This window comes from Robinsoniella sp. KNHs210 (assembly GCF_000686105.1).
GTDB classification, from domain to species: domain Bacteria; phylum Bacillota; class Clostridia; order Lachnospirales; family Lachnospiraceae; genus Robinsoniella; species Robinsoniella peoriensis.
In genome coordinates this window covers 545,474-568,654 of record NZ_JMLZ01000001.1, presented here as the reverse complement: position 1 = coordinate 568,654, position 23,181 = coordinate 545,474, and the positions used below count along the sequence as shown (strand labels likewise).

The following is a 23,181-nucleotide window of genomic DNA, read 5'->3' as shown; positions in this document are numbered from 1 at the left end:
TATGAAGAAAAGAATCATGGCTGCTATTTTGGCAGCAACATTACTTATTGGATTAACAGCATGTGGAAGCACCACTGATGAGACAACTACAGCATCTGACCCTACTGCGGAAAGTGCAGATAAACAGGATAAAGAAAGCACAAATAATCAAAGCACAGATAATCAAAGCTCAGATAATCAAAGCTCAGATAATCAAAGCACAGAAAAACAAAGTACAGATAAAGATAGTACAATCACAGACATTGAAAATGCAGCAGTGGCAAAGGATAGCGGAAAAAGCCTTGTTGTATATTATTCAGCAACAGGAAATACAGAAAATGTTGCCACTACAATTGCAGAGGCTGCAAACGCAGATTTATTTGAGTTGGAACCGGAAGAACCATATAGTGATGATGACCTGGACTGGAGAAACGATGACAGTAGAGTAAGCAGGGAACACGATAATCCAGACAGCAGAGAGATTAAGCTTACAGCAGCTACGGTTGATAATTGGGAATCTTATGAAACGGTGTTTATCGGCTATCCTATCTGGTGGGGAATTGCAGCCTGGCCAGTAAATGGATTTGTTAAAGCGAATGATTTTACCGGGAAGACAGTTGTTCCATTTTGTACTGCCACTTCCTCAGGTATTGGAGAGAGTGGAGAGCTGCTTCAAGAAATGGCAGGATCAGGAAATTGGCTTGAGGGTGATCGATTCCGCTCCGGGACATCCTCAGATGATATTCAGTCATGGCTGGGAGATCTGGGACTGTAATTAGGTGAAATATGCTTGAAAGGCATGGGTTAGGCAGAGAATTTAAGCAATAGACATAAGAAATAAAGGATTTTATAATAAAATTGAATGGATTCCTGCATTAAAGGAAACATAGAAGAAAGGATGGATCTCGCCCCTCGCTGTGAAGCGGTAAGGTGGGGGTTTCGGTAAGCAAAAGAGGGAACTATGTCAGCATATTTGATGATAATGATTGTATTGGCAGCAGCCCTGGGTGTATATGTGTATCACACAGTTAAAAGGATTATGAAATTTTATGGATTCAATACTTCCGGGAAATTTTTAAGAATGGTAAATATCGCTCTGGTTATATATGTAATTGTTTCCAGCGTAAATATGTGGAACACAAGAGCAATGGTGCTTCTGCATATAGTTGCCTTGTTTATTCTGACAGATATGATTGCGCTGGTGTTGAAAAAACTTTTTAAAAGCTGGAGCACATATAAAGCCTATAAAGTATGCAGAAAACTATACGGCTGCGGTCTTCTGCCGGTTGTGATTACCATTATCCTGTTGGGGTATGGATATGAAAATATGAAGCATGTGGTAAAAACACAATATTTTGTTGAAACCACTAAAAATGTGAGCAATTACAGGATCGTTTTAATTACAGATACCCATTATGGCACAATACAAAGTCCGGATATCTTAAAAAATCGTATTTCAGAAATTAATACCCAGAGACCTGATATTGTAATCCTGGGCGGTGATATTGTTGAGGAGGGGACTTCAAAAGAATCAATGCAGGAAATATTCGGACTGCTGGGGATGCTGAACAGTAAATATGGTATTTATTATGTATATGGAAACCATGACAGGCAGCCTTATACAGACAGCCGGAGCTATACAGATGAAGAACTGACTGAGGCCATAACAGAAAACGGGATTTCCATTCTGGAGGATGAAAATGTAGTAATTCAGGATGATCTGGTGCTTGCAGGCAGGGGCGATGCTGCATGGGGAGGTACATCCGGAAGGGCTTCCACAGAAGAAATTCTGGAAGGGGCTGACCGGAATAAATATATTGTGATGGCAGATCACCAACCGATTGCGGCAGAGGAAAATAATGCGCAGGGGGTAGACCTGCAGCTTTCCGGTCATACCCATGCAGGTCAGATATGGCCTGTAGGATGGCTGTCCGAATTGGCAGGAGTCTTAAACTACGGAGAATATCAGAAAGGAAACTGCAAGGTAATTGTGTCCTCAGGATTTACAGGATGGGGATACCCGGTAAGAACAGAAGGTAATTGTGAGTATGTAATAATAGATATTATGGCGGTGCCTTGAAAACATTTAAGACAATAAACGTAATTCGTAAATAGAGATGTATATGGCTCCGTCATGTGCCTTAAAACATTTAAGATATTAAACAAGATATTAGAGTCCTAATGGAGGTCATTTTTATGGAATATAGAAAACTGCCCCGCGGTGGGGAAGACATCAGCATTATCGGATTGGGCACAAGCTCTGTTGGTGCTGCTTCTGAAAGAGAGATTGAGGAAACCGTAACGTTTGCTTTGGAGAATGGGATAAATTATTTTGATATGGCATCGGCAGATGCAAAGCCATTTGGTGCCTATGGACGGGCTGCAGCAGGCAGCCGGGATAAGGTTTATTATCAAATTCATTTTGGGGCAAATTATGAAACCGGAAGTTATGGCTGGACGGTGAATCTGGATACGGTGAAACAATCCATAGACTGGCAGCTACGGATGCTAAAGACAGATTACATAGATTTTGGTTTTATCCACTGTATTGATGAACCTTCTGATTTGAAAAAAGTTCTGTCCGGGGGAATTCTTCCGTATATTCAGGAACTGAAAAAACAGGGAATCGTGAGGCATATCGGTCTGTCTTCCCATACCCCTGCACTGGTGAACCAGGTGCTGGATATGGATCTGATTGATATGGTAATGTTCAGTATCAATCCAGGATATGACTATAGGCATGGGGATTATGCCATAGGAAATGTTGAAGAACGAATGGCTCTTTATCGCCGCTGTGAAGCAGAGGGTGTGGGCATTTCAGTTATGAAAGCATTCAGCGGCGGACAGCTGCTGAACGCCAAAACTTCGCCTTTCGGGAAAGCATTGAGCGAGTACCAGTGCATCCAGTATGCGCTGGATAAGCCTGGTGTTGTGACGGTACTGCCCGGTATTCGGGGGAAATCGGATCTGGAACGTATTTTAGGCTTTTTCACAGTATTACCGGAAGAACGGGATTACTCTGTTTTGGGTACTTTTGCACCACAGGCTGCGGAAGGAATCTGTGTGTATTGCAATCACTGTCAGCCTTGTCCTGCCGGGCTGGATGTGGGGCTTATCAATAAATATTATGATCTGACAAAGGCAGGAGATAAACTTGCCCACAGTCATTATTTAAAACTGGAGAAGAAGGCGGATGCGTGTATTGGATGCGGACATTGCGATTCCCGTTGTCCTTTCCATGTAAACCAGATGAAGCGAATGAAAAGTATAGGAACTTATTTCGGTCAATAGTTGATAACTCCACTTTAATTGCGTTCCGGGACCGTCAGTTATACAGTGCGGACGCTGGCAAAGAATATGACGTTTCTGATAAAAATGAAGAACAAAAGGGAGGATTAAATATGGCAGTAAAACAGACAGCAGGAAGAGATGTTTTAGGTGAATTTGCGCCTGAATTTGCGGCACTGAATGATGATGTATTGTTTGGACAGGTGTGGAGCCGGGAAGATAAACTTTCATTAAGAGACCGCTCCATAATAACCGTTGTTGCACTTATGGCGCAGGGGCTTGTAGATTCCTCGTTTCAATATCATCTCATGACAGCAAAAAAGAATGGTATTACGAAAACGGAGATTGCGGAAATTCTTACGCACGCTGCCTTTTATGCCGGATGGCCTAAGGCATGGGCCGCTTTTTATATGGCAAAGGAAGTGTGGGCAGAAGCATTGGGCGGAGATGATGCAAAGGCAGAGCATGAGAATCGTATGATATTCCCTATTGGCAGTTCCAATGATGGATATGCAATGTATTTTACGGGGCAGAGTTATCTGGCACCGGTATCTGCAGAACAGGTGGGTATTTTTAATGTGACTTTTGAACCGGGCTGCCGTAATAACTGGCATATCCATCATGCAGACCAGGGCGGCGGCCAGATTTTAGTCTGTGTGGCAGGGCGCGGATATTATCAAGAATGGGGTAAAGGGCCTGTACTGATGACACCAGGCGATGTTGTTAATATACCCACTGATGTGAAACACTGGCATGGCGCCGCACCGGACAGTTGGTTTTCTCATCTGGCAGTGGAGGTGCCTGGTGAGAACAGCAGCAATGAATGGCTGGAGCAGGTTGATGATGAACAATATGGAAAAGTAAAATAAGGAGGAGTAAGCTACCATCTGGAGGGTAAAACAATCATACCATTCACTACGTCCGGAGGCAGTGAAATGGGAAATACGAATACAGAATTGGCGGATTCCTGTAAAGGGGCTGATCTCCGGAGAGGCAGACGTTTTGACGCAGGTACAGGAGAAATAGAACTGAAGGCATGGGCTGAAAATTTTTTATAATGTTTTATATGTGCAGGGATATACCAAACATAATCGGTTTGGTATATCCCTGTTTTTATATAACACCTGGTATTATGATAAAAGCAGTTAAGAAACACGAAAGAATCCATTTAGAAGTTGTTTATCTTGTTGATAGATGCATAAAGTCTGCCCTCCAGGGAATGTATCTGATTCATGAAGGAGACGGGGGAATGAACGGGGCAGGTCATTCTGTCAGGCATCCTTGTCTGAAAGCTTGCTGGCATAGCTCATCGCTTTGCCCAGCATTTCTGCCAAAACAGAGGTATCAATATCTGCAAGTTTGTTTATATACACACAGCTTTTGCCTGATGTGGTCTTGCCCAACCGTTTAAGATAGCTTTGTAGTTCCGGCTCGTCCAAATAAAGATGCAGCGTGATTTTTCTTTTCGTCACAGAAAAGCCGGTAGCATAGATCTCCCCACTGTATCCGGAGGCGCAGCGGTACTTGCAGGTTCCATAGCCGATAAACTTTTCTCCCCATACCACGGGTGGTTTCCCAACGGTTTTCTCAAATATATCCAGCAAAGTTTTTGCGTCTGCTTGCTTTTTCTCATCCGGGATTGAGTCAATTACTTGCATTGGGTCTTTATCAGTAGGCTGGGTTTTCAATGTGTATTTACTTTTCATCTTAGACTCCTTTGGTTTTAGTTTGGGTATTCCGTTTACGTCTCACAGCATTTTGCCGGATCGCAGAATCAAAGGTAACATACTTACATTATTCTTTCGGAGTAAAGTGTTTATGCGTAAAAAATAATTTTATGGTATTTATCAAATAGTGTCGCCAGAATTTGATCTTCCATTTGCTATTGAAAAATGATAATGATACGTCTTTGCTGGATTACAGCGAAATAATAAGATTATCAAATGTGGTGGCTGATTTTGTATTAGACAGCGGGCGAAGAGTTTATTAAATTAAGTGTACTTTTAATTTTGCAGAGTTTATAAGGTCTGGTATCTGGCTTTCATATCTATTACTTTGCTTTCAATCAACCGTATCGTGGCTGTAAATTCATCATCCGCTTTGCCGGTTGGGTCCGAAAGCCCCCAATCTTCACGATATTTGCATGGCATGGCAGGACAGGCAACATTGCATCCCATAGTAACGACGATATCAACCTCTGGAATATCTGATATCAATTTAGGAGCCTGTGATTTTGTCATATCAATGCCATAGATTTTTTTAACAAGCCTTACTGCATCAGGATTAATATTTTGTGCGATCATTGTTCCGGCAGAATAACATTCAAAATCCCCGGCTGCAAAGTTTTTGCAAAGTGCTTCTGCAATCTGTGACCGGCATGAGTTATGTACACAAATAAATGCAATTTTTATTTTCATTCTATTCCAACCTCATATTCATAAATTTCGATATGAAAACAATAACACTAAAAGCGACTGATGTCAATTTGATATTTTGTGTATAGAATATTTTATGAGTGTGATCTCGGAGTTAAAACGTCTTACCGGACGTCTCTATCTGTTTTCTTTTAGTGCCTGAAAAAGTTCAAATTGGCTTAAAATATCCAAGATTAATTCGGATCTTCTTGAAATAATAATAATTAACATAAATTTAATCCTAAAAACCTTAAAAAAGCCTGTGCTATAATAAATGTAGATACAAAAATGGAAGGATTTTCAGGGTTACTCTAATGAATATTCAGAGAGGAGAAGGAAGAGATGAGGAAGAAAAATATAAGGAAGGAATATATGAAACGTAAAAGATATTTTGAACTTGGAAAATCTAAAAAATTAATCATTATATTATTAGCAGCAGCTATGATAGGTAATCAGTCTGTTGCATATGCAGAAGCCGGTGGGGATTTTGATATTAAGGATGAAACAAATTTGAAGAACGCAGAACTTCCCAGTGCAGATGTTTTTAATGTTGATTTTTCAATTGGATTGGAGGACCGATCACCAATGCAAAATCAACTGGGAAAAACATTGGGATCTCCGGAAATTGCTAATGACAGGGAATTGAATAAAAATATTGCAAATTTTAATGGAAGGTCAGCATATATTTATTCTTTTGGAAAGAAAAATTATGATAAAATCAGCCAGAATTTAACAATGGAATGTCTGGTAAAGTTTAAAGATATTCCAACCGGTGAACATGAGTTTTTCTCTAATCAGGAATATGGGGGCATTGGTTTAGGGTTAAATAATGGTATGCTTACTTTTTTTGCGCATGTAGATGGAAATTACCGGCAGCCTGAAGCAGAAGTATCTGCAAATCAATGGTATCATATAGCAGGGGTGGTAGATGGCAAGGAAGTAAAGCTGTATGTGAATGGAGAGCTAAAGGCAGTAAATACAGATGCATGGAATACAGGAATACAATTCCCTTCCTCCACAGATGCCTGGAATATGGTCTTAGGTGGAGACAGTACGGTAGATGGAAGTGCAAATTTCTTGTCGAATGTAGATATTGGATTTGCCAGAATATACAGTGAGGCTTTATCAGATGAACAAATCAGTATTATGAATGAAAATGCGTTTGAAGGAGCAACAGTAGAAGCAGGCAGCCAGATAAATCTTGGATTGATTGGATCTTCCGGTATCGCAGAAGAGGCTTCCTGGAATCTGAATATCCATGGAAATAAAAATAAATCAAATGATATAGACAAGATCGAGTATGATATTGTTTATGATAACACCCTTATGGAATATAAAAATGTGCAGCATCTAAAAGAAGGTGTTACGATTACAGAAGAAGAAAGCGGAAGACTGCATGTTGTTTCTGAAATGGATCTATCAACAGAAAGTTTCCATAATTATAACGCTACCAGAATGGGAAAATTAAACTTTAAGATAAAAGGAATATCGGATTCTGTTACGACGACAGTATATACGGATAATTTCAAAGCTTATTCTTCAAACAAAGAGGTCACAGAAACTTTGGAAATGCTTCCAAAGGCCGAAAAAGAGATGTGTCTCTATGGGAAAAATATGCTTGATGTTAATGAGGACGGGATTATTGGTGCAGGAGATATCGCACTTGCTGAGGACAATTTAAAAGCTGCCGTCGCTGGGGAGGCATCCATTTATCCATACAAACATGCCGTAATTCTCACAATGGACGGCTCAGGTAATGTGTGGGATCCGGACGCAGTATACTATGCCCCAAATAATGATGTAATACCTACGAAGCATTCGGATCCGGAAACAATGGGCAAAAGAAAAAATACATATGCAATGAAACTTATGAATGAAGAATTTGCAGCCAGTTATACTGCCCAATCGACTGTGCCGTCTATTTCGGCGCAGAACTACTTCTCAATTCTTCATGGGATTCCATGGATGGACGTACCAGTAGATTATCAAATCGATAATGATATGGCAAGTGTCAGTTATTATACGGATTATGGAAGAAAAACACCGCTGTATCCTTCTGTTTTCAAGGCGGCTGAAGCTGCATTTCCAGAACGTCAGAATGCGGCATTTACTGAGTGGGCAGAGATTATGGATGGTATTATTGAACCGGATGCTCCGGTGATATGCAGCGTTTCTGAATCTCAGAGAAGTTTTTATGATGTAGCAGATTATATTAGGAGTAAAGAATATCAAAATACGGCAGTGGTATATATGCAGAATGACTGGATGGATCATGTAGGACATGGAAGAGGGTATTATTCGGATGTGTTCTGGGATGAACTTCAGCAGTATGATGATCAGTACAAAGCAGTTATTGATGCCTTAAAAGAAAGCGGAGAATATGATGAAACCCTGATTGTAACGAATGCTGATCATGGTGGAAGCGGTTATGGGCATGGTTCTCTTGATCCATCGAATATGGATATATTTATAGGAGTAGGGGGACAGACAGTTAATTCGGGAACTCGCTTGCAGGGAGGTACAAATGCGGATATTTCCCCTATGGTTTTGTCAGCGCTTCGCATGGAAGTACCGGAGTCTATGACAGGCCGGGTATTTGACGAGAACATGTTTCTTACCCAGGAAGAGATGAGTAAGAAAAATCGTGATATTGAAAAAGTTGTATTAGAAAGAGGGAAAAGCACAGCGGTACTATCTCTCGAAAATCAGAAATCAGATACAAGGGTGATAGATGCAGTTATTGAATTAAATGGTGCAGAAGTTGATGATGTTCGTATAGACAATGGTAATATTCTTCGGCAGGAAACGGCAGACGGGAAGCTGAAACTGACTATTTCTTATGAAAGCCAGCCAGAGCGCCTTGCTGAAATTACCTATATATCAACAGGCGATGCGCAATTGGCACTGGAAGAGATTATGCTTGGAACAGAGGCGGGAAAAGAAATTTACCCTGATATATTGAATACCGTAGAGAATGATGATCCTGAGCCACCAGTTTCAGCTGATTTAAACAGTCTGAAGCTTGCAGTGGGCATGGCTGAGAAATTAGAAGCGGAGCAAAAAGAAAATATATGTTTTACAGATGAAAGCTGGAGCAAAGTACAGGAAGCCCTGGATATTGCAAGAGGATTGCTGGAAAACCCGGAAGCAGCACAGGCAGATGCTGATGAAGCTTTCCTGAATCTGATTACGGTATGCAGCCTTTTAGAGGAAGGGGTGCATAAAGCAGGACTAAAGGCGACGATAGAGGGGACGAAAGCGATCCTGGATGACGAGGCGGGACTGTCGGGGTATGCCCTGGAAAGTATTGAGAAAGTAAGAACTGCACTTGCAGAAGCTGAAAAAGTATTGGCAGAGACCAGTGCGGATCAGCAGACGGTCAATGAAGCAAGCCGGAAATTGATGGATGCAGTTACCAGTTTGATGGTGAAAAACGAGGGGACAAGGCTGGAAATCCTGATTCTAAAAGCAAATGAACTTTTGAAAAATAAAGATAAGTATACGCCTTCAAGTGTGCAGGCGCTGGAACAGGCATTAGAGGCAGCAGAGGCTGTGGCTGGTAACAGCCAGGCGGCAGATCTACAAATCAATGATGCCTATAACAAACTGGCAGAGGCTATGACATCACTTGTGAGAAAAGCGAACAAAGAGGAACTGAAGAATGCTCTGGACAAGGCAAATGAGATCCTGACTAATACCGGTAAATATTTAACGGAAAGCATTGCCGGGCTGGAAGCAGTGATAGATGAGGCTCAGGCAGTTTATGACAATGAAGATGCAGACAGCAATAAAGTAGGAGAAACTCTTAAAAAACTGGTCAATGAGATTCTGAAGGCGCGTTTGATGGGAGACGTGGATATGAACGGAAAGGTGAATACCGCTGACTCTTCAAAGGTATTAAAATCTGTGGCAGAGCTTGAAGAACTTACGCAAGAGCAGCATAAAGTGGCGGATGTGAATGGTGATGGCATCTCTGACGGTACTGACGCAACGTTTATATTAAAGTATGCAGCCGAAAGAATAACGGAGTTTTAGAACAGGTTAAATTTTCTTAAAATAATCCAAAAACTACAAAATAATACAAGTAGTAACCCATAATGTCTTGATAAAATATTAGATTGCCTTAATATAATCCTAAAGCTATCCGTGTCCTTTATGGTAATATATTGTCAATAGAAGTAAATTATTTCTTCAATAATTTTAATGAGCGTCAAGGGATAAAAGGTACATATTAATCAGACTCTGATGCCAGAAAATGAAAAGGAAAAGAAAATATGAAAAAAAGTGGAAAAAAGTTTACAGCAGGGATATTAATCGGTGTATTAGCGGCTTCGTCTCCATTTTCAGCTTTGTCCGGGACCATAAATGTGCATGCAGAGAGTATCACGGAAGACGAGCCTCTGACTCAGGAAATGCCGGAGTCCAATAAAGGATTCAGGAGCAGCAATGCAAATGTTGATGAAAATAAGTCTGCTGCGGACAGCCTGAAGCTTGCAGTAGCCGAGGCTGGGAAGTTAGAGCAGCAGCAGAAAGATTACAACTGTTTTACAGCGGAAAGCTGGGAAAGAGTACAAGAAGCATTGGATGAAGCAAGAGCAATACTGGAAAAGCCGGAATTAACCCAGGAAGAGATTGATAAGGCTTTTCTGAAACTGATTACGGCTTGTGATCTTCTGGAAGACAGCGTACAAAAAGTAGGGCTGAAGACGGCGATCGATGGAGCCAAAGCTATTCTGGAAGACGGTGCGGAGCTGTCGGGCTATACCCCCGAAAGCATTGAAGCAGTAAAGGCTGCACTTGCAGAAGCGGAAAAAATATTTGCAGATATCAGTGCGGATGCGCAGACGGTCAATCAGGCAAGCCGGAATCTGATGGATGCCGTTACCAATATGAAAGAAACAAAAAAGCCGTCAAAGGCAGATTTGAATAGGAAAATTTCAGAAGCGAAAGCTATTAAAAAAGGCAGCTATACCGATGCTTCCTTCCACGCTTTAACCGTTGCCATTGCAGAAGCAGAAAAAGTTGCAGCAGATCCAAATGCAACCCAGGCAGCGATTGATGCCCAGGTAAACGCACTGAAGAATGCAATCAGCAATCTGAAAGTAGAAATACCACAGCCATCGAAGACAGCATTATATGCAAAAATTGCGCAGGCAAAAGCCATTAAGATCGGCAATTATACAAATGCATCCTATAGCGCGCTGACGGCAGCCATTGCAGCTGCAGAAAAAGTTGCGGCAGACCCGAAAGCAGCACAGGCAGCCATCGATGCACAGACTGCAGCGCTGGCAAAAGCAATTCAGGGATTAAAAATTGACGCAGACAAAGAAGCGGCTGTACAAGTAAAAGCTGCAACAGTTACCGCAAAAGCTGCAAATCAGGCTTCCAGATACATTAAATTAAGCTGGAAGAAAGTTTCCGGAGCGGATGGCTATGTTGTAATGAACAAAACCGGCAAAGGATGGAAAACAATTAAAACAATTAAGAAAAACAGTTCCACATCCTATGTTTACAAAAAAGCAGAACTTGGCAAGAAATATACTTTTGCAGTAAAAGCATACAAGAAAGCAGATGGAAAAACAGTTTATAGTAAGTATAAAATAGTTACTATAAAGGCGGTTCCTCAGAGTCCCACAATAAAAGCAAGAGAATTGAAAGGAAACATCAGAGTAACCTGGAAGAAAGAATCTTCTGCAGTAACCGGATACCGTATTTACAGGAAGACAGGTAAAAAATGGAGCCGCATCGGAGTTGTTAATGGCAAAACTACCAGATTTACAGACAAGAAAGTAAAAAAAGGTAAAACATATACTTACAAGGTACGTGTGTATAAAAAAGCGAATGGTAAGAATGTCTATGGTAAATACAGCAACGAGATAAAAGTTAAAGTAAAAGTAAAATGATCATTAAAAAATGATTGGGAAAATGCCCTGGTGAAAAATTAAAGCAGATCTGGCAGGCAGAAAGAAATTGCGGAAAAATTGTTTCTAAGACAGCCGCACGAAAAAGGGAATCAGCGATTGAATTTAATTAGCTGATTCCTTTTTTGTATAAATTCAACCCATTATGCCCGCCCAGGCACCTGAGTCTTGCCTTGAATATCAATTTGTCCGTTTCAAAACGTCGTCACTGTCGTGATGGGGGCGGGGCTGTTAGGAATAAGATTTTGCAAATTTTACTTTGATTTGTTATGATATACCCATAAGTATATTTTTCAGGAATGGGGTGAACGTTTGGAAATCAGAGTGTTGAATTATTTTTTAACTGTAGTACGGGAGGAAAGCATATCGAAAGCAGCAGCAGTACTGCATATAACACAGCCCACACTGAGCAGGCAGCTGGCCCAGCTGGAGCAAGCCGTGGGGGTTACGCTGTTCCACAGAGGGACACGAAAAATTACCCTTACCAGTGAAGGAATTCTGCTTCGCAGGAGGGCGCAGGAAATACTGGAGCTGGTTGACATTACAGAAAGGGAACTGGCGGAGCAGGAAGAGCTGATTGAAGGGAAAATCTCAATTGGCTGCGGTGAGCTGGCATCCGTAGGAATTCTCTCGGAGCTGTTTGATACGTTCAGCAAAAAATATCCCGGTGTCAATTATGATTTATTTACTGCAAATGCAGATCAGATCAGAGATCGGATGGATAATGGCCTGACAGACATCGGGCTTTTACTGGAGCCGGTTGATATGGACAAGTATGATTTTATACGGCTGGATATGAAAGAGAGCTGGGTGGTACTGATGAGACCCGACGATCCCCTTGCCAGGAAAGAGTATGTTACAGCCGCTGATTTGTCCGGCCTGCCTATTATTATGGTAAGACGTCCCAATGTACAGAGTGAGCTGGCAAGCTGGTTTGGTGATTACTTCAAGGATCTGCATATACTCTTTACCAGCAATTTAAGTACCAATGGTGCGGTCATGGTATACCGGGGATTGGGATATTCACTGGTGGTTGAAGGGTCCCTGCCATTCCTGGATAAAGAAAAAATCTGTTACCGTCCGTTGTTTCCGGAATTGACAGCCACAAGTGTATTGGCGTGGAAAAGAGGACAGCCGTTTGGACCCGCTGCAGCAAAATTCATCGAACACATTAAATGCTTTTTAAGCATGAGTAAGACATAAAACATAGGTATTAGACATATGAAACCGCAAAAATTATAATGTAAATGTAGAGTAGAAAAATATTCTTCTCAGAACATTTACATTATTTTTTTCGATGAAAATGACGGAGGAGGTAATGCAGAAAAGACAGGAGCAGTGAAAATGTTTTCAAATAAAGATTTAAGAAAGTTGATTTTCCCGCTTGTGATTGAGCAGGCGCTTGTTATGATGGTAGGGATTGTGGATACCGTGATGGTGTCCTATGTTGGCGAGGCGGCAATTTCGGGTGTAGCTCTGGTTGATATGATAAATTATCTGATTATTGTGGTACTTTCAGCCATTGATACGGGAGGTGCGGTAATCGTATCCCAATATCTGGGAAGGAAGGATAAGAAAAATACCGGCCGCTGTGCCAGCCAGCTCCTTTTGGTCACTGTGCTGCTATCAATAGCCATTATGGGAATCTGCCTTGTGTTCCATACAATGATATTAGAGCTTTTGTTTGGGGCGATTGATGCAGATGTAAAAAAGGCGGCAGTCACTTATTTTCTGATCACAGCCCTTTCCTTTCCGTTTCTGGGAATCTATAATTCGTCAGCTGCCATCTTCCGCTCCATGCAGAAAACGAAAATCACCATGTATGTATCTGTTCTAATCAATGTGATCAATATAGCAGGGGATGCCATTGGGATTTTTGTTTTGCATGCCGGAGTGGCAGGTGTGGCAGTACCTACGCTGGTCTCCAGAATGGCAGGTGCGGTGATTATGCTTGCTATGTCCTTTAACGAAAAAAATCAGGTGTCCGTGAAGATGAGAGAAATCTTTGCCTGGAATAAAGAGACCGTTAAAAAAATCCTTCGGATTGCGGTTCCAAATGGTATAGAAAATGGCTTGTTTGCCTTGGGAAAAGTGCTTGTCACCAGCATTGTGGCATTGTTTGGCACATACCAGATTGCCGCCAATGGTGTGGCAAACGGCATTGACCAGATTGCAATCCTGGTAGTAAATGCCATTAACCTTGCCGTGGTGACTGTGGTAGGGCAGTGCAGCGGGGCAGGAGAATATGACCAGGCCGAAAAGTATACAAAAAAACTTATGAAAATATCTTATATCGCCACGGGAATCCTTGGTCTTGGAGTTTGTCTGCTGCTGCCGGTAATTCATGGATTTTATATAATATCGGAGGAGACGTGGAAGCTGGGCTGCATTCTGGTTGTGATGCATAATGTGTTGGCATTTTTACTTCACCCCACTTCGTTTAACTTATCTAACAGCCTTCGGGCATCAGGAGATGTAAAGATAACCATGTACATTGGGATCGGATCTATGCTGGTGTTTCGGTTGGGAACGGCTGTTTTCCTTGGGATCGTTTGCAATATGGGGATTATTGGTGTATGGATTGCCATGGGCATGGACTGGCTGGCACGTTCTGTTGCATTTTTAATCCGATATAAAAGTGGGAAGTGGAAAAAAATTCAGGTGATATAAAGTACTGATACCTATATTTAATGAAACAATAATACAATCTATTATAATTAACAGTAATAATTTTAGGGCACGGGTTTCCGTGCCCTATTTTTTTACCTGGGATAAAGGAGACCATAGAAGTAGGAACAGACACATATCGCTTCCGGTATCAGGGAGCATTACAGTAGGAATTGAATTTGCAGCTTGCTAAGAGTGTTTAAAGATTATATGGTTCTGCAGCGCAGAAAGCCGATTGCAGTCTGGTGAATAAGCTGGAAAGGATAAAACGAATAGTATAGATGGCAAAATAACTAAGAAAAAATATAAAATAATAGTAGAAATCAAAAAATGTTGTAAGAAGTAGCCTTAAATTAATGAAAAATAGTAATAATCAAGAAATTTGATATAACATAAAAGAAAATTCTCTGTGATCATATATAACCTTTTGCTATAATGTGACTTGTAAATGAGAAGGGCAAGACCCTTACGAAAAATGAAAATATAGGAGGATATTAAACATGAAAAAGAAAGTAATTAGTGCTTTGTTAGCAACAGCTATGATCGCTAGCATGATGGTGGGATGCGGTAACAACTCTGCTGAAACAACAGCAGCAACAAAAGCAACAGAAGCAGCGACAACGGAAGCGGCAGCAACAGAGGCAGCAACAACGGAGGCAGCAACAGAAGAAGCAACAGAAGCAGGAGAAACAGTAGCGACAGAATCAGAGGCCGCTAGTGCAGCAGCAAGTACAGTTGCAGATCTGGGGAATCTCGAAGGTAAAAAAATTGGAATCTGTATTTATAAATTTGATGATAACTTCATGACTCTTTACAGACAGTACTTAGAGCAGTCACTTAAAGATGCTGGTGCAGAAGTAACAATGATGGATGGAAAGAATGACCAGTCAGAGCAGGTAAATCAGATTGACAACTTTATTACACAGGGAGTTGATGCTCTTATCCTGAATCTGGTACAGTCCTCAGCAGCAGAGCAGATTGCAGACAAATGTGCAGCGGCTAACATCCCAACGGTATTTATTAACCGCGAACCAGAAAAAACGGAGCAGCAGAGATGGGCTGACGAAGGAATTCAAGCTGCTTACGTTGGAGCAGATGCAAGCCAGTCCGGGACATTCCAGGGCGAAATGATTTTGGAAACAGCTAACGGTGGCGATATCAACGGAGACGGAAAGATTGGTTACATAATGGTGCAGGGTGACCCGGAAAACATCGATGCACAGCAGAGAACAGAATTTTCTATAAAGGCACTGACAGATGCGGGTGTTGAAGTAGATGAACTTGACATTCAGCGTGGTGACTGGGATCAGACAAAAGGACAGGAAATTACAGCAAACGCTTTAACAGCAAATGGCGATGCAGTGGAAGTTGTTTTCTGTAATAATGATGCAATGGCTCTTGGAGCAGCACAGGCTATCTCAGCTGCAGGAAGAACTGTGGGAAAAGACATTTACCTGGTAGGCGTAGATGCGCTTACAGATGCTTTGGAAAAAATTGTAGCAGGCGAAATGACGGGTACCGTATTTAATGATCATATGTCTCAGGCTAACAAAGCAGCAGAAGTTGTGAACATGATGTTAGGTGGAGAAAAGACAGATGTGTATTACGGTGTGGATTATGTGAAAGTAACACAGGATAATGCACAGGACGTTTTGGACATTCTGAAATAATTTATAAGTCAAATAATTGCAATAACCGTCGGGGTGTGCGTTATGCATACCCTGTCTTTAGGGAAGGATGGTGTATGGATGAGCGAGTATATGTTAGAGATGCGCGGCATTTCAAAAAGCTTTCCAGGCGTAAAGGCACTAGATAAGGTAAGTCTCAAAGTAAGACCGGGTACGGTGCACGCACTAATGGGAGAAAACGGGGCCGGAAAATCCACACTGATGAAATGCCTCTTTGGTATTTATAAAATGGATGAAGGCGAAGTAATTTTTAATGGTGAAAAGGTAAATATAATCAATGCAAATGATGCTCTGCACAAAGGTATTGCTATGGTACATCAGGAGTTACAGCCAATACCTGAGAGAAGTATAGCAGAAAATATTTTCTGCGGACGCTATCCTATAAAAAAATATGGTGTACTTCAGGTAATTGACCATAAAATGATGTATGAAGAGGCGGATAGACTATTAAAAGAAGTACATATGGAGTACGACCCTAAAGCAAAGCTGGGAGGCCTATCTATTTCGCAGATGCAGTCGGTAGAAATTGCAAAGGCTGTATCAGTAGATGCAAAGATTGTAATAATGGATGAACCTACTTCTTCGCTGACGGAAACAGAAGTTGAGGCACTTTTTAGGATTATTAATGAATTAAAGAATAAGGGCGTATCCATTATCTATATTTCACATAAAATGGATGAAATTCTACGAATTTCGGATGAAGTATCAATTATGCGTGACGGGCAGTATGTAGGTACATGGGCAGCAAAAGATATGACTACAGATATGATTATTGCCAAAATGGTAGGACGGGAACTGACAAATATTTATCCACCGAAGGATAACAAACCAGGTGAAGTAATCTTGAAGGTAAATGGGCTGACAAGTATTTTACCAAATTCTTTTAAAGATGTAAATCTTACTTTAAGAAGAGGAGAGATTTTGGGATTAGGAGGTCTGGTAGGTGCTCAGAGAACAGAACTGATGGAAGCTATCTTTGGAATTCGTCATGTTGCTTCGGGCGAGATTACATATAAAGGAAAACCATTAAAAATAAAAAGACCTCAGGATGCGATTCGAAGTGGAATCGGCCTGATTACGGAAGATAGACGAGGGACAGGTATCTTTGGAGTGCTTTCTATTGCAGATAATGTTGCAATTGCTTCCATTGAGCAGTATTTAGATGCGGGATTTATTTTAAATAATAAAAAAGTAGAGAAACTGGTACGGGATAATGTAGCGAAGCTTAGTATTAAAACACCAAGCAGTAAAACTCAGATACAGTCACTTTCCGGTGGGAACCAACAAAAGGTAATTATCTCCAGATGGTTGGCAAATGATCCGGATATCCTGATCATGGATGAACCAACCCGTGGTATTGATGTCGGTGCAAAATACGAGATTTATCAAATTATGATTCAACTGGCAAAACAGGGAAAAGCAATTGTTATGATTTCATCAGAAATGGCAGAGTTGATTGGAATGTCTGATAGAATTGTAGTTATGTGTAATGGAAAGGTTACTGGAGAGGTGGACGATAAAGAAGCTACACAGGAAAAAATTATGCAATTTGCAACTCGATTTGAATAGGAGGATATAAAATGAATAAAGCAAAAAGTTTTAATATAAAAGAATTTATTTTCAATCATGCCATTGTATTTATTCTTTTATTGCTGGTTTTATTCGTTGGAATTACGAAGAATAATTTCTTCTCAATGAATAACTTCAATAATGTGTCTACTAACGTGGCGGTACGTTTCATTATTGCGCTTGGTGTCAGTGGTTGCCTGATCACGAAAGGTACAGACCTTTCAGCAGGTCGAATGGTAGGTTTGGGAGCATGTGTAGCTGGTACTTTGCTTCAAAAAGCCGACTATAGTGGAAAGTTTTTCCCGAATATCGGTGAAGTAAATATTTTTATTGCACTTTTAGCAGCAGTAGCAGTTTGTGCTGTATTCGGACTTTTTAATGGACTTATTATCGCATACTTTAAGGTGCCGCCGTTTATTGCCACACTGGGTATGCAGACAATTGTTTATGGTATCTGTTTGGTATACACGGGGGCAGATCCATTAGGCGGTTACTCAAAGATTTATACAAATGTAGCGACTGGAAAGATTGGAGTACCATATCTGTTCTATATAGCTTTGTTAATTGGACTTTTAATGTGGTTCTTATATAACAAGACACGCCATGGTAAATATATGTACGCAATAGGAGGTAACGAAAATGCAGCAGAGGTATCTGGCGTAAATGTAAAGAAAACACTGATTCTCATCTATGTATTAGCGGCATGTCTATATGCACTGGGCGGATTCCTGACAGGAGCAAAAGCAGCTGGGGCAACAGTAAATACAGGATTAGGATATGAGTTGGAAGCAATCGCAGCATGTACTATTGGCGGTGTATCTACCAATGGTGGAGTTGGTAAAATTTCAGGTATCTTTGTCGGTGTACTTGTATTTGAACTTCTAAAAGTATCTTTACAGTTCTTAGGAGTGGATCCATCTTACCAGTATATTGTACAGGGTCTTGTAATTGTTATTGCAGTAGCTGTTGATCTTAGAAAATATCTGGCAAAAAAATAAATAATGTATGTGTGGGGCGTCTTTGTGACGCCCTATATTACGTATAAGAATTATGTAAATTGAGCAAAATTTTAAAAGTGAGGAAATGCTATGGTTGATGACAGAATAGACGAAGAGAGCACTGAAGAATTGACGGAACAAGAAAAAGAGAAGCTATTGGGTGAAGCAGCCAGTGAGCGAAAAAATGCAAAAGAACGTTTTTATGACAAAGTGCCTTTAAGTTACAGACAGGTAGATATTTTGACAAAATTATTATTGAGTATATTTGTGATCATGATGTTTTATTTCATCATTACAAGTAAGGTTTGGGGGTAGAAGAAATGGGGCTTTATAGTGTGATGCTGGTAGATGACGAAGAAGCGGTTCGACAGGCAATTGCAAAAAAGCTAGACTGGGAGCAGATTGGTTTCCAGGTGATTGCAACCGCGGAAAATGGAGAGGAAGCTCTGGAACTGGCAGAGAAGCTACGGCCAGATGTGGTGATGACCGACATTAAGATGCCTTTTATGGATGGTCTGACCTTTTGTCATCGGTTGAAGGAAGGTCAGAAAAATATAAGATTAGTTATCTTTTCTGGATTTGATGAATTTGACTATGCGAAAGAGGCTATTAAATTGGAGGTAGAGGAGTATGTTTTAAAGCCAATTGATTCAGAACAGCTAAGTAATGTATTTGCAAGAATTAGGAAAAGTCTGGACGATGAGGTAGATGCCAAAAGAAATCAGGATAAATTATTTCGATATTATCTTCAGAGCCTTCCTATAATGAAAGAGCAATTTATGGCGGGACTTCTGGAGGGAAGGATTCTGAATGAACAAATTAAGGAGATGAACCGTACCTATGAGGTGAATCTAGAGTCGGACTTTTATGCAGTTGCTGTATTTCGAACCGATGCACATCATCAAGAACTGCTAAATCTTTCTCTAAAGCAGATTGTATATGAGAATATGGATGATGAGTTCGATATACGTAGTTTTGTATATCTGGACGCAGTTGTGGTGATATTGATGCTTAAAGGTGAAAAGCATTTTGCAAAGGCTATCAGGGAACTTGATCAGATTTGCAAGAGTGCTCATAAGCTGTTGGAAGTAAATGTGACTGCAGGTATTGGACAGATGGTGAAAATTCTTGGAGATTTAATGGTTTCTTATAGAGGAGCGCAGGATGCTGTAGATTATCGGGTACTTCTGGAACCAAATCAGGCAATCTTTATTAAAGATATTCAACCCTTTATTAACCACGATTTTAGATTAGAAGAGCAGGATATTCAAGAGGTTATGAAAGCGGTAAAACTAGGGAATAAACAAGAACTAAAAGTTGCCGTGGATGCGTTGATCTATAAGCTTAAAAACTCTAATATATCGCTTCCCAGATTTCAGGTTGCAATTATGGAACTGGTTACGGGTCTTGCCAAACTTGGCAGGAGTTATGATTTGAATTTAGAGGAGGTATTTGATGGCGAAATAAATTTTTATCAGGATGTCGGAAAATTTGAATCTCTGGATGTTCTGGGAGAGAGGTTGTATCAAACCTGTTTCAAATTCCACTCCTTCATACATCAGGAACGGATAGATTCTACCAAGATGCTGACGGAGAAGGCAAAGCAGTACATTGAAGAGAATTATGCGAAGAGTACGCTATCTGTGGATGTAATTTGCGCAAATTTAGGTGTTAGTGCTGCTTATTTTTCTACAATTTTTAAAAGGGAGACAGGTCAGAATTTTGTCAAGTATCTGACAAATATTCGAATGGAAGTCGCCATAGAAATGTTAAATAACACTCAGGATCAGACATACGTTATAGCGGGAAAGGTGGGATATACGGAACCTAACTATTTTAGTTACGTTTTTAAGAAAAAATATGGAGTATCCCCATCAAAATACAGAATGAGTATAATGGAGCAAAATGAAAGCTAAAATTAAAATCAGAATAAAAAAATGTTGGAATTATATTGCATATCGTTTCCGTACAGCGGGTATCAGTACGTTAATCTCTGCATCATTTTCTATAACAGCAGTAATTTCTATGGGATTTGCAGGTATCCTGTTGTATGGAAAGTTTAGCTCCAGCACGGAAGAACTGATTATTAAAAACAGCGAACAATTGGTTAATCAGGTGAGCTTGAATCTGGAGAACTATGTTAGAGGGATGATGCGGATTTCTGATTCCATGTATTATAGTGTCATAAAAAAGGTAGATCTCTCTACGGACAACTTAGATAAGGAAATGAATCTTTTATACGAGGCCAATAAGGATGACTTGATTAGTATTGCCTGTTTTGATGATAAACAGCAGTTGGTCGGGGCTGCACCGGTGGCCAGTATGAAAGAAAATTTAGATATCACCGTACAGGATTGGTATAAAAGAGCAAATGCCATGATAGAAAATCTACATTTTTCCACACCACATGTACAAAATTTGTTTGAAGACAGTGCATACCGCTACAACTGGGTGGTATCTTTGAGTCGTATTATAGAACTGACAGATGATGGTGATATCAGAAGGGGAATTCTGCTGGTAGATATGAGCTTCAGTGGAATTGAGCAGCTTTTTTACAAGGTAAATACGGATAGTGATGGATATATCTATTTGATTGGAGGTGAGGGGGAGATTATATATCACCCTCGTCAAAAGGCTATATATTCAAAATTAAATACAGAAAATAACTTGAGGGCAGCAACTTATGATGATGGTACGCACAGAGAAACTTTTGATGGCATAGAGCGTTCGGTAACGGTGAAAACGGTAGGATATACAGGTTGGAAAATTGTCAGTGTGGTTCCTACAGCAGAACTGTATCTGAGTCTGACCCAAATTCAATTTTTTGTTATTACAATTGTAATATTTGCTATTCTGTTGATGTCTATTTTAAATATGCTGATTTCAACCAGAATTGCTACACCAATTAAAAAATTAGAAGATTCAGTAAAGGAGCTGGAAAAAGGAAATCTGAGCCTGAATATTTATGAAGGAGGATCACACGAAATACGCCATTTGGGAAGGACCATTCGATCTATGGTGGTACAGATGCAAAAACTAATGGCAGATATTGTTCAGGAGCAGGAGTCTAAAAGGAAAAGTGAATTAGATGCTTTACAGTCTCAGATTAATCCTCATTTTTTATATAATACTTTAGATTCCATTGTGTGGATGATTGAGGTAGAACAATATAAGGAAGCTATCTCCATGGTTACAGCACTAGCCAGACTTTTTCGTATTAGTTTAAGTAAAGGGAAGACAATCATAACTATTTATGATGAACTGGAACATGCCAGAAACTATATGAATATTCAGAAAACACGTTATAAGAATCGGTTTGTATTTAAAATAAATGTTGATGCAGCCATCATGGAATACAGCACAATTAAGCTGATCATTCAGCCAATTTTGGAAAATGCCATATACTATGGAATGGAGTATATGGATGGAGATGGATTAATTGAAGTAAAAGGATATGAAAAGGATGGTGATATTTTTATAGATGTTGTGGACAATGGACTTGGGATACCCAAGGAAATGGTAGACTATCTTCTCACAGATAACGGACGAATTCATAAAAAAGGTTCGGGTGTGGGGCTGGTGAATGTTCATCAACGGATACGTCTATACTTCGGAAAACCTTATGGACTTGAAATACAGAGTGAACTGGATATAGGAACTACGGTCCGTATTCACCTTCCGAAAAAACCATTGTAAAAGGAGAATGCATATGACTAAAAAAAACTGGATAGTATTTGGCTGTCTTGTGGGAATGTTAATTTTACTTATGGTTATGGTTTATTTCTATATTGTTCCGACGAAGAGTACGGAGCCCAAGGTAGATATATCAGTGGTCGTATATGGAAGCAGTACAGGAAGATGGACGGCATTTAAAGAAGGTGTTAATCAGGCAGCAAAAGATCTGGGTGCAATGGTAAACTTTGTAATAATGGAGGGAACGGATGATTGTCAAGAGCAGAAGGAACTGCTAACACGCGAGGTTGATAATGGGGCTAAGGGTCTCGTAGTGGCAGTAGCTGACAGTGAAAAAATGTCAGATTACCTAGTAAGGATCTCGAACTCGGTTTCCGTTGTATTAGTGGAAAGTGAAATTGATTCAGAGAATGTAATTCCCTGTGTGAAGGCAGATGCCTATGAGATGGGGGAGGTACTGGCGAAGCACGTATTAGCTCAGACAGATGACGAAGAACTTATAAAAATTTTACCTGTGGAGGATAACCGTATGAACCAAAAAGAACGTCTGGAGGGTTTTATGGACGAAATGTCTGAGGCATGCCGAAAGGTAGAAAGGGTGGACAGACATGAGGAAAAAGATATACGCAAAATTATAGAAAAAGAAGAATCGGTGACCTTCGTGGCTTTAAATGACAAAATATTAGAACAAATTGCGGATATACTCGGTAATCGTCAATCAAATATAAAGTTGTATGGTATGGGAAGCAGTGAACGAATCGTATATGCGCTAGATCGGGGGGTAATCAGCGAAATTGTATTTCAAAACGAATTTATTATGGGATACGAAGCAGTAGATGCGCTGATAGGGAGTATGCGTAAAGAAGATTCAAAAGATATCAAGACAATTGCCCACCATCAGGTATCTACGGAAACACTTCATTTGCAGGAAAATGAACAGTTATTATATCCAATTATACATTAG

General features: G+C 40.3%; 18 protein-coding genes. 16 read left to right on the top strand and 2 right to left on the bottom strand.

Annotation, left to right across the window (positions count from 1 at the left end; translation table 11 throughout):
* The first annotated feature begins 1 nt into the window (after window position 1).
* The 5 genes from CD03_RS0102110 to CD03_RS36930 all read left to right on the top strand — a co-directional run bounded on the left by CD03_RS0102110 (window position 2) and on the right by CD03_RS36930 (window position 4,325).
* Window positions 2-754 carry a flavodoxin gene (locus CD03_RS0102110; protein ID WP_027292216.1) on the top strand — a complete coding sequence of 251 codons (753 nt, stop codon included), beginning with the start codon at window positions 2-4 and terminating at the stop codon, window positions 752-754.
* 186 nt (window positions 755-940) lie between these two features.
* Window positions 941-2,059: a metallophosphoesterase gene (locus tag CD03_RS0102105; protein ID WP_027292215.1), complete on the top strand. Its 1,119-nt coding sequence runs from the start codon at window positions 941-943 to the stop codon at window positions 2,057-2,059.
* A gap of 116 nt (window positions 2,060-2,175) precedes the next feature.
* A complete protein-coding gene (locus tag CD03_RS0102100) occupies window positions 2,176-3,270 on the top strand; it encodes an aldo/keto reductase (protein WP_027292214.1) in 1,095 nt (364 codons plus the stop codon).
* Window positions 3,271-3,380: 110 nt separating this feature from the next.
* Entirely contained in the window at window positions 3,381-4,136 is a 756-nt protein-coding gene (locus tag CD03_RS0102095; protein ID WP_027292213.1) for a carboxymuconolactone decarboxylase family protein, read from the top strand.
* A gap of 18 nt (window positions 4,137-4,154) precedes the next feature.
* Window positions 4,155-4,325 (top strand): flavodoxin, encoded by a 171-nt coding sequence (locus tag CD03_RS36930; RefSeq protein WP_081820084.1) that lies wholly within the window; start codon window positions 4,155-4,157, stop codon window positions 4,323-4,325.
* A gap of 213 nt (window positions 4,326-4,538) precedes the next feature.
* Here the strand turns inward: CD03_RS36930 and CD03_RS0102085 are convergent, their stop codons facing one another.
* Both CD03_RS0102085 and CD03_RS0102080 read right to left on the bottom strand, forming a co-directional pair.
* On the bottom strand, window positions 4,539-4,973 hold the full coding sequence (locus CD03_RS0102085) for a DUF1801 domain-containing protein (RefSeq protein WP_027292212.1): 435 nt from the start codon (window positions 4,971-4,973) through the stop codon (window positions 4,539-4,541).
* Window positions 4,974-5,285: 312 nt separating this feature from the next.
* Window positions 5,286-5,684 carry an arsenate reductase/protein-tyrosine-phosphatase family protein gene (locus CD03_RS0102080; protein WP_027292211.1) on the bottom strand — a complete coding sequence of 133 codons (399 nt, stop codon included), beginning with the start codon at window positions 5,682-5,684 and terminating at the stop codon, window positions 5,286-5,288.
* A 369-nt stretch (window positions 5,685-6,053) separates the two neighbouring features.
* On the opposite strand from CD03_RS0102080, the gene CD03_RS0102075 reads away from it, so the two are divergent.
* The 11 genes from CD03_RS0102075 to CD03_RS0102025 all read left to right on the top strand — a co-directional run bounded on the left by CD03_RS0102075 (window position 6,054) and on the right by CD03_RS0102025 (window position 23,181).
* The gene (locus CD03_RS0102075) at window positions 6,054-9,716 is read left to right on the top strand and encodes a LamG-like jellyroll fold domain-containing protein (protein WP_197041614.1); all 3,663 of its coding nucleotides are present in this window, start codon (window positions 6,054-6,056) and stop codon (window positions 9,714-9,716) included.
* Between the two features lie 239 nt (window positions 9,717-9,955).
* Window positions 9,956-11,584, top strand: a complete 1,629-nt coding sequence (locus CD03_RS0102070; RefSeq protein ID WP_027292209.1) for a fibronectin type III domain-containing protein — start codon at window positions 9,956-9,958, stop codon at window positions 11,582-11,584.
* Window positions 11,585-11,914: 330 nt separating this feature from the next.
* Window positions 11,915-12,805 carry a LysR family transcriptional regulator gene (locus CD03_RS0102065; RefSeq protein WP_027292208.1) on the top strand — a complete coding sequence of 297 codons (891 nt, stop codon included), beginning with the start codon at window positions 11,915-11,917 and terminating at the stop codon, window positions 12,803-12,805.
* Between the two features lie 141 nt (window positions 12,806-12,946).
* Entirely contained in the window at window positions 12,947-14,272 is a 1,326-nt protein-coding gene (locus tag CD03_RS0102060; RefSeq protein ID WP_027292207.1) for an MATE family efflux transporter, read from the top strand.
* Window positions 14,273-14,769: 497 nt separating this feature from the next.
* The gene (locus tag CD03_RS0102055) at window positions 14,770-15,939 is read left to right on the top strand and encodes a galactose ABC transporter substrate-binding protein (protein WP_027292206.1); all 1,170 of its coding nucleotides are present in this window, start codon (window positions 14,770-14,772) and stop codon (window positions 15,937-15,939) included.
* A gap of 78 nt (window positions 15,940-16,017) precedes the next feature.
* A complete protein-coding gene (locus CD03_RS0102050) occupies window positions 16,018-17,526 on the top strand; it encodes a sugar ABC transporter ATP-binding protein (protein WP_027292205.1) in 1,509 nt (502 codons plus the stop codon).
* 11 nt (window positions 17,527-17,537) lie between these two features.
* Entirely contained in the window at window positions 17,538-18,524 is a 987-nt protein-coding gene (locus CD03_RS0102045) for a galactose/methyl galactoside ABC transporter permease MglC (RefSeq protein WP_027292204.1), read from the top strand.
* A gap of 90 nt (window positions 18,525-18,614) precedes the next feature.
* Window positions 18,615-18,839 carry a hypothetical protein gene (locus CD03_RS0102040; RefSeq protein WP_027292203.1) on the top strand — a complete coding sequence of 75 codons (225 nt, stop codon included), beginning with the start codon at window positions 18,615-18,617 and terminating at the stop codon, window positions 18,837-18,839.
* A 5-nt stretch (window positions 18,840-18,844) separates the two neighbouring features.
* Complete coding sequence (locus tag CD03_RS0102035; protein WP_027292202.1) at window positions 18,845-20,440, top strand: response regulator transcription factor; 1,596 nt, start codon at window positions 18,845-18,847, stop codon at window positions 20,438-20,440.
* Window positions 20,430-22,220 carry a sensor histidine kinase gene (locus tag CD03_RS0102030; RefSeq protein WP_027292201.1) on the top strand — a complete coding sequence of 597 codons (1,791 nt, stop codon included), beginning with the start codon at window positions 20,430-20,432 and terminating at the stop codon, window positions 22,218-22,220. The genes CD03_RS0102035 and CD03_RS0102030 overlap by 11 nt, the downstream gene beginning before the upstream one ends.
* A 13-nt stretch (window positions 22,221-22,233) precedes the next feature.
* Window positions 22,234-23,181, top strand: coding sequence for a substrate-binding domain-containing protein (locus CD03_RS0102025; RefSeq protein WP_027292200.1), 948 nt, complete (start codon window positions 22,234-22,236; stop codon window positions 23,179-23,181).